Source organism: Stenotrophomonas sp. PS02297, assembly GCF_029959705.1.
Classification (GTDB): domain Bacteria; phylum Pseudomonadota; class Gammaproteobacteria; order Xanthomonadales; family Xanthomonadaceae; genus Stenotrophomonas; species Stenotrophomonas nitritireducens.
Genome location: NZ_JASCOS010000160.1, coordinates 1 through 6,289 on the forward strand (window position 1 = coordinate 1; position 6,289 = coordinate 6,289).

Below are 6,289 nucleotides of genomic sequence, written 5' to 3' on the forward strand. Positions count from 1 at the left end.
GCTGGGCGGGGCGCTGCCGGAAAGCCGCGAACCGGGGCAGGCCAGCGGGCGCGCGGGCCGCGCGCACGGCGTGCCGCTGGTCGGGCGCGGCACCGGCACCGGCACCACCGGCGCGGCGGTACCGACCGCCGGCGGCATCGTGCTGTCGTTCGCGCGCATGAACCACATCCTCGCGCTGCGCCCCGGCGACCGCTGCGCGGTGGTCGAGCCGGGCGTGCTCAACGGCGATCTGCAGCAGGCGCTGCAGCCGCACGGCCTGTTCTGGCCGCCGGACCCGTCCAGCTTCGAGATCTGCAGCATCGGCGGCAATCTGGCCACCAATGCCGGCGGCCCGCGCGCGGTGAAGTACGGCACCACCCGCGACAACGTGCTCGGGCTGGTAGCGGTGACCGGCGCCGGCGAACTCATCGAATGCGGCGGCCCGTGGACCAAGGACGCCACCGGCTACGACCTCACCCACCTGCTCGTCGGCAGCGAAGGCACGCTGGCGCTGATCGTCGAAGCCACGTTGAAACTGGCGCCGCGCCCGCGCGCGCAGGCCGGGCTGCGCGTGCTGTACCGCGACGCCGAGAGCGCGGCAGCCGCGGTGTCGCGGGTGATGACGCAGCCGGCCACGCCAACCACGCTGGAGTTCATGGATGCGCGCAGCCTGGAACTGCTGCGCCGCAATGGCGCGCAGGTGCCCGACGCCGGCGCGATGCTGCTGATCGACGCCGACGGCGACGACGACACCCTGCCCAATGTGCTGCATGCGCTGGCCCAGGCCGCCGAAGGCGATGGCCTGCTGGCGCTGGACGTGGCGATGGATGGCAGCGCGCGCGAACAGCTGTGGGCGGCGCGGCGCGCATTGTCGCCGGCACTGAAGAGCATCGCGCCGGGCAAGATCAACGAGGACGTGGTGGTGCCTGTCTCGCGCATCCCCGACCTGGTGGCCGGCGTGCAGGCGCTGTCGGCGCGCTTCGCGCTGCCCATCGTCACCTTCGGCCATGCCGGCAACGGCAACCTGCACGTGAACATCCTCTACCACCCGGACGATGCCGGCGAGAACGCGCGCGCGCAGGCGGCGCTGCCGGAGGTGTTCGCGCTGACGCTCGCGCTGGGCGGCACGCTGTCCGGCGAACACGGCATCGGCCTGGCCAAGCGCGACTTCATGGCGCAGGCCTTCACCCCCGCCACGCTGGCAACGATGCGCGCGATCAAGCGGGCGCTGGACCCCGACGGCATCCTCAATCCAGGCAAGGTGTTGCCACCTGGGTGACGACCTGCGGGAGACGGCCGAGAAGCGGGGCCGCCCGCTTTTTCCGGCCAACGGCAGGTCGGATCCACGCCCCCCCGACGCGCAGCTTCCGGATCGTCAGGTATCAGGAAGCAATCCCGGCCTGAGCGCCGCCCGGACATGGCCGACCCCGAAATCAGACGAGTGCGGGCCATGGATATCGCTCCCTCGCAGTTCGCCGCATGCCGGGCCGCGGCATGGAAACCGCATGACGCGGACGCGGTGCCGGCGCATTTCCACGACGACGCGGCATTCCCCCCGGCCTTCGCCCGCCAACTCCTGCCGCAAACCGGCAGCGTGCCGTGCGGCAAGGCGACGTCCGGTAAGCGAAGTGCTGCATTTCCCAGGCGATGCGCATGACCCGACCGGAGCGCGCTGGCCGGCACGACGCGGGCAGGGAAACGCGACGCCCGACCTACTCCGCGAAGTGGCGGTAGCCGCTGGCACGCCCGTCGCCGGCATCGCCCTCGCAGCGGACGCCACGGCCCTCGGCGATCACGCCGACGCGCGTCAACGGCAACGCCAGGCTCGATGACAACGCACCCAGCGCCTCGCGCCGTTCTGGCGCGGCGGTGAAACACAGCTCGTAGTCGTCGCCGCCGCGCAGCGCGCAGTCCAGCGCGGCATCGAAGCCGAGCGCGGCGCGCAGTGCCGGCGACAGCGGCATGGCGTCGGCCTCCACCACCGCGGCCACGCCGCTGCGCGCCGCGATGTGGCCCAGGTCGGCCAGCAACCCATCGGATACATCGGCCGCCGCGTGCGCCAGCCCGCGCAGCGCCAACCCGAGTTCCAACCGCGGCGTCGGCCGCTGCAGGCGCTGGCGCAGGCGTTCGTGAGCGTCATCGGCCGCGGCATGGCGCACGTCCAGCCGGCCCTGCTGCCAGAGCCGCAGCGCGCCGGCGGCCTCGCCGGGATGACCGCTGATCCAGATGTCGTCGCCCACCCGCGCGCCGTCGCGGCGCAGCGCCTGCCCGGCCGGCACCTGTCCCATCGCGGTGATCGAGATCGACAGCGGTCCGCGCGTGGTATCGCCGCCAACCACGGCGATGCCGCTGGCATCGGCCAGCGCGAACAGCCCGTCGGCGAACGGGTCCAGCCAAGCGGCCTCGGCCTGCGGCAGGGACAACGACAGCGTGCACCAGGCCGGAGCGGCGCCCATCGCCGCCAGGTCGGAGAGATTGACCGCCAGCGCCTTCCAGCCGATATCGGCCGGCGCGCTCTCGGCGGGGAAATGCACGCCGGCGTTAAGCGTGTCGGCGGTGACCGCCAACTGTTGGTCCGCCGCGGGCCGCAGCAGGGCCGCGTCGTCGCCGATGCCCAGCGCGATGTCGTCGCGCGCATGGGTGCGGCGCGCGATGCGTTCGATCAGTACGAACTCGTCAAGGCTCATGCGCAGGCATTCCTGGAACGAAAACGCCGGTGCCGATGCAGCCGGCCCCGGCGTCGTGGTGGATCCGGCCGGCGCGGTCGCGCACCGGCGGCGGTGTCACTGGCCCGATTCGACCTTGCGCCATTCCACGGCGGCGCGGTCCAGCACGCCGTTGACGTAGGTGTGGCCATGCTCGGAGCCGAACCGCTTGGCGGTCTCGATGGCCTCGTTGATCACCACCCGGTACGGCACGTCCATGCGGTGGCGCAGTTCGTAAGCGGCCACGCGCAGCACCGCGCGCTCGATCGCGTCGACCTCTTCGACCGGACGGTCGAGGAACGGCACAAGCGCCTCGTCCAGTTCGCGGCGGTGGTCGAGCACGCCGCGCAGCAGGTTCTCGAAGTAGGCCAGGTCGGCCACTTCGTGCGCCTGTTCGTGGGCGAACTGGGCCAGCAGCGACTCGGCGTTGCCGCCGGAGATCTGCCAGGCGTAGATCGCCTGCAGCGCGCGCCGGCGCGCGCGCGAGCGCAGCACCGGATCGACGCCGTCGCGGCGGAAGGGTTTGCCGGCAGGCTTGCCGTGGTTCTTGTTGCTCATGGCAGCTGCTCCAGAAGATTGACCATTTCCAATGCCGCCAATGCGGCTTCCTCGCCCTTGTTGCCGTGGCTGCCGCCGGCGCGGGCCTCGGCATCCTCCACGCGCTCGACCGCCAGCACGCCGTTGAGCACCGGCACGCCGAAGTCCAGCTGCGCGCGCATCAGGCCTTCGGCGCAGCGGTCGGCCACGTGCTCGTAGTGGCGGGTATCGCCGCGGATCACGCAGCCCAGGGTGATGATGGCCGCATGCCGGCCGGCGGCGGCCAGGCGCGCGGCGACCAGCGGGATCTCCCAGGCGCCAGGCACGCGCACCACGTCGATGGCGTCCTCGCCGATGCCGTTGCCAGCCAGGCTCTGCCGCGCACCGGCCACCAGCACATCGGTGATGCGGGCGTTCCAGCGGCTGGCGATGATGACGAAACGGGCCGTTCCGGCCGGGCGGAGGTCGCCTTCGTAGTGGCTCATGGGGCGTAGCGATCCAAAAGGTGGGTCAGTTTACCGTGTAGGTCGCCTTCCCGTAGGAGCGGCTTCAGCTGCGATGGGATCCCCGCGGCCACGTCCCCTGCGCCTGCGATGGCGAGGGTTGTGGTTCTTCGGGACACCCCGGCACGGCTGAAGCCGCTCCTGCGGGAGGGGTCGTCAGGGCTGCACGGTCTCGACGATCTCAAGGCCGTAGCCGGCCAGGCCGATCTGCCGGCGCGGGGTGCCGAGCACGCGCAGCCTGCCCAGGCCGAGGTCGGCCAGGATCTGCGCGCCGGCGCCGTTGCGGCGCCACTGACCCACGTCCTTGTCCTTGCCGGCCGGGCGCACCTCGGGTTCGCGGCGCAGGCGCGCCAGCAGCGCGTCGGAATCGCGCGGAGCCGAGAGCACCACCATCACGCCCTGGCCTTCGGCGGCGATGGCGCGCAGCGCATCGGTGGCGGCCACGCCGAAATCGTCGCGGCGCCAGTGCAGCAGGTCGGCCAGCGGGTTCTCCACCTGCACGCGGACCAGGGTCGGCGTGTCCTTGTCCGGCTGGCCCTTGACCAGCGCGAAGTGCAGGTCGTGGGCGATGCGGTCGCGGTAGGTGACCAGCTTGAACGCGCCGAACTCTGTGTCGATCCCGCGCTCGTCCACCCGCTCCACGGTGTGCTCGGTGGCCAGCCGCCAGGCGATCAGGTCGGCGATGGAACCCATCTTCAGCCCATGCTCGCGCGCGAACACTTCCAGCTCCGGACGCCGCGCCATGGTGCCGTCGGGGTTGAGGATCTCCACCAGCACGCCGGCCGGTTCCAGCCCGGCCAGCATGGCCAGGTCGACGCCGGCCTCGGTGTGCCCGGCGCGGGTCAGCACGCCGCCGGGCTGGGCGATCAACGGGAAGATATGGCCCGGCTGGTGCAGGTCCGACGGCCTGGCGTCGGGCTTCACCGCGGTGCGGATGGTATGGGCGCGGTCGGCGGCCGAGATGCCCGTGGTCACGCCCTCTGCGGCTTCGATGCTGACAGTGAAGTTGGTCTGGAACTGCGCGGTATTGGCGCGCACCATCGGCGCCAGCCCGAGCTGCCCGGCGCGCTCGCGGGTCAGCGGCAGGCACACCAGGCCGCGGCCATGGGTGACCATGAAATTGATGTCCGACGGCTTGACCAGCTCGGCGGCCATGATCAGGTCGCCTTCATTCTCGCGGTCCTCGTCGTCGACGATCACCACCATGCGGCCGGCACGGATCTCTTCCAGCAGTTCGGGGACGGGGGCGAAGTTCATGCGGTGGCTCCCTGGCCCAGCAGGCGCTCGACATAGCGCGCCACCAGGTCGATTTCCAGATTGACGGCGTCGTCGACGCCGGTGTGGGCGAAACGGGTATGGGCGACGGTGTGCGGGATCAACGCCACCTCGAAGCCGGCGTCGTCGGCCTCGTTGACGGTGAGGCTGACGCCATCGACGCAGATCGAGCCCTTCTTGGCGATGTACCTGAGCAGCGGCGCCGGCGCGGCGAAGCGCCAGCGCTGCGCGCGCGCGTCGTCGTGGATCGACAGCACCCTGCCGATGCCGTCGACGTGGCCGCTGACCAGGTGGCCACCGAGGCGGTCGGTCGGGCGCATCGCGCGCTCGAGGTTGATCGCCGCGCCCACGGCCAGGCGGCCCAGCGTGGTCAGGCCCAGGGTCTCGGTCGAGGCGTCGGCCTGGAACGAGCCGGCGTCGAACGCGATCACGGTCAGGCACACGCCGTTGACCGCGATGCTTTCGCCCCGCTGCACGTTGTCGAACGGCAGGCTGCCGACCTCGAAGGTGAAGCGGACATCGCCGCCGACGGGCTCATGCGCGGCCAGGCGGCCGACGCCTTCGATGATGCCGGTGAACATCAGCGCACCTCCGTGGTGGAGGCGAACCGGAAGACCGGAAGAGAAATGCAGAGGGTTTTCATGAACGTTTCCCGCGGTTGGAGAGCGAAAAACGCCACAAGGCAAACAGGCGCGCGCACGGCCGGGCCGCGCGCGGGCCGTCTTCTTTCATCCGGACTCTAGGCGGCACCGCGTTCGCGGCGTCGCCAACCGTCGGCTCCGGCATCGGACCGGATCTGCTGACCCTCGGCCGTTGGAACCCGCGCATGCGATGCATGGGTATCCGCGAGTGCAGTGACTCGCGTGCCGGCCTCGGCGCTCGCGGGCTCGTGCAGGTTCCCGGGGGAACCGCGCACCTACCGCCGGTGGGGAATTACACCCCGCCCTGAAGACGTTCGTGGTTGCCGGCGAACCGGCCGGCGCATTGTACCAGCCGGCCCCCCGCGGACCTGTCTGGCGGATGGATGGCAGTGTTCCGCGGAGCGCGGCATCGCATCTGCCGGTGCATTGCCGGGAAAACCCCAGCGGGGCGGTGCCCCGCTCTACAAGGCGGAAGGGGCTGTAGCGTCAGGCAGCGCCCGGCGAGCTGGCCCGGTAATGCCCCAGCGGGGCGTTGCCCCGCCCTACAAGGCGGCGGGGGCTGTAGCGCCGGGCGGCGCCCGGCGAGCTGGCCCGGTAATGCCCCAGCGGGGCGTTGCCCCGCTCTACAAGGCGGCGGGGGCTGTAGCGC

The 6,289-nt window shown here is 71.6% G+C and carries 7 protein-coding genes; 2 read left to right on the plus strand and 5 right to left on the minus strand.

The genetic code is table 11. The features are described 5' to 3' along the window. Window position 1 precedes the first annotated feature (1 nt). Window positions 2-1,258 carry an FAD-linked oxidase C-terminal domain-containing protein gene (locus QMX80_RS17790; protein WP_282278506.1) on the plus strand — a complete coding sequence of 419 codons (1,257 nt, stop codon included), beginning with the start codon at window positions 2-4 and terminating at the stop codon, window positions 1,256-1,258. Between the two features lie 171 nt (window positions 1,259-1,429). Continuing rightward, window positions 1,430-1,636: a hypothetical protein gene (locus QMX80_RS17795; RefSeq protein WP_282278507.1), complete on the plus strand. Its 207-nt coding sequence runs from the start codon at window positions 1,430-1,432 to the stop codon at window positions 1,634-1,636. A 55-nt stretch (window positions 1,637-1,691) separates the two neighbouring features. Here QMX80_RS17795 and thiL read toward each other — a convergent pair whose 3' ends face one another. From thiL to QMX80_RS17820, 5 genes are all read right to left on the minus strand, one after another. Then, window positions 1,692-2,666: a thiamine-phosphate kinase gene (gene thiL / locus QMX80_RS17800; RefSeq protein ID WP_282278509.1), complete on the minus strand. Its 975-nt coding sequence runs from the start codon at window positions 2,664-2,666 to the stop codon at window positions 1,692-1,694. 96 nt (window positions 2,667-2,762) lie between these two features. Continuing rightward, window positions 2,763-3,242, minus strand: coding sequence for a transcription antitermination factor NusB (gene nusB / locus QMX80_RS17805; protein ID WP_055765952.1), 480 nt, complete (start codon window positions 3,240-3,242; stop codon window positions 2,763-2,765). Next, window positions 3,239-3,706 (minus strand): 6,7-dimethyl-8-ribityllumazine synthase, encoded by a 468-nt coding sequence (ribH, locus tag QMX80_RS17810; protein ID WP_055765955.1) that lies wholly within the window; start codon window positions 3,704-3,706, stop codon window positions 3,239-3,241. Before ribH ends, nusB begins: the two co-directional genes overlap by 4 nt. A gap of 174 nt (window positions 3,707-3,880) precedes the next feature. Beyond that, window positions 3,881-4,981 (minus strand): 3,4-dihydroxy-2-butanone-4-phosphate synthase, encoded by a 1,101-nt coding sequence (gene ribB, locus QMX80_RS17815; RefSeq protein ID WP_055765958.1) that lies wholly within the window; start codon window positions 4,979-4,981, stop codon window positions 3,881-3,883. Further along, complete coding sequence (locus QMX80_RS17820) at window positions 4,978-5,580, minus strand: riboflavin synthase (RefSeq protein ID WP_273080787.1); 603 nt, start codon at window positions 5,578-5,580, stop codon at window positions 4,978-4,980. The genes ribB and QMX80_RS17820 overlap by 4 nt, the downstream gene beginning before the upstream one ends. Window positions 5,581-6,289: the final 709 nt, after the last annotated feature.

Coding starts and splice junctions, on each gene's coding strand:
- QMX80_RS17795 (WP_282278507.1), top strand. CDS start 1,430: ATGGATATCGCTCCCTCGCAGTTCGCCGCATGCCGGGCCGCGGCATGG.
- thiL (WP_282278509.1), bottom strand. CDS start 2,666: ATGAGCCTTGACGAGTTCGTACTGATCGAACGCATCGCGCGCCGCACC.
- nusB (WP_055765952.1), bottom strand. CDS start 3,242: ATGAGCAACAAGAACCACGGCAAGCCTGCCGGCAAACCCTTCCGCCGC.
- ribH (WP_055765955.1), bottom strand. CDS start 3,706: ATGAGCCACTACGAAGGCGACCTCCGCCCGGCCGGAACGGCCCGTTTC.
- ribB (WP_055765958.1), bottom strand. CDS start 4,981: ATGAACTTCGCCCCCGTCCCCGAACTGCTGGAAGAGATCCGTGCCGGC.
- QMX80_RS17820 (WP_273080787.1), bottom strand. CDS start 5,580: ATGTTCACCGGCATCATCGAAGGCGTCGGCCGCCTGGCCGCGCATGAG.